The organism is Mycobacterium intermedium (assembly GCF_002086275.1).
GTDB lineage: Bacteria > Actinomycetota > Actinomycetes > Mycobacteriales > Mycobacteriaceae > Mycobacterium > Mycobacterium intermedium.
In genome coordinates this window covers 1-1,080 of sequence record NZ_MVHT01000253.1, presented here as the reverse complement: position 1 = coordinate 1,080, position 1,080 = coordinate 1, and the positions used below count along the sequence as shown (strand labels likewise).

Annotated in this window: 1 protein-coding gene; it reads left to right on the top strand. The window is 65.3% G+C overall.

Annotated features, from left to right (window positions below):
- Positions 1 to 217: 217 nt before the first annotated feature.
- On the top strand, positions 218 to 1,080 hold an 863-nt coding region (locus tag BST27_RS32165; protein WP_139805504.1), incomplete at its 3' end, for a PPE family protein.

The window sequence follows — 1,080 nt, the reverse complement described above, 5'->3', positions numbered from 1 at the left end:
CACCAGCACGCTCGGGGCAGACACCGCGGCCCTGATCTCCGGTATCGGCAACATCGGCAGCCAGGTCTCGGGCTACTTCAACGGTCTGCAGGCGGCGCTGGCGAACTGGGTGGGCAGCTGATGACGTACTTATCCACCTTGAACGGCCGACCGTTGTTCTGTAGCACCTACTACTCCCAAGAAGCTTTCCTGCAATGTAAGGAAGAGGATTGAGCCGGTGAGTTTCCTAACCTTGCCACCTGAGATCAACTCCCTGAACTTGCTGCTCGGCGCGGGTTCGGCGCCGTTGACGGCGGTGGCGTCGGCGTGGGACGGTCTGGCGGCCGAGTTGAGTTCGGCGTCGTCGTTCTTTGAGTCGGTGACTTCCGGCTTGGTCAATGGTGCCTGGCAGGGGCCGGCGTCGGGTGCGATGGCGGCTGCGGCTTCGCCGTATGCGGCGTGGTTGAGTGCGGCGGGGATCGCGGCTGAGGAGGCGGCGTCGCAGGCTCGGGTGGTGGTGGCTGCCTTTGAGTCGGCGCGGTCGATGATCGTGCATCCGGCGGTGATTGCGGGTAACCGTAATTCGTTGGTGCGGCTTGCGGTGTCGAACCTGTTTGGGCAGAACTGGCCGGCGATTGCGGCGGTGGAGTCGGCCTACGAGGAGTTCTGGGCTCAGGACGTGGTGGCGATGTTGAGCTACTACGGTGGGGCTTCTTCGGCGGTGTCGGCGTTGACGCCGTTCACGAAGTTGCCGTTGGGTCAGTTGGCGGGCGCGGTGGCGCAGGTGGCTGGCGTGGCCGGTGCTGGCGGTGGTGGTGTCAAAGCTGTTGTTGCGGGCTTGAGTTCGGGCAATGTGGGTGGTTTGCGGCTGGGCAGCTTGCTGGGTGGTTTCAACCTGAGCGGGTTGTTGGGCAGTTTGCGGCTGGGTACGGGGAATCTGGCCAATTTGGGCCTGCACAGCTTGGGTGATGCCGGCACGGGTGCGGCGGCGGCGGCTGGGCGTTGGGGGTCGTTCGGTCGCCACTTCGGCTCGTGGGGTGGGTTCGGCGGTGCGGGCTTGCAGGCGTTCGTGCCGGCTCTGTCGGGTGTGGGGTTGGGCAG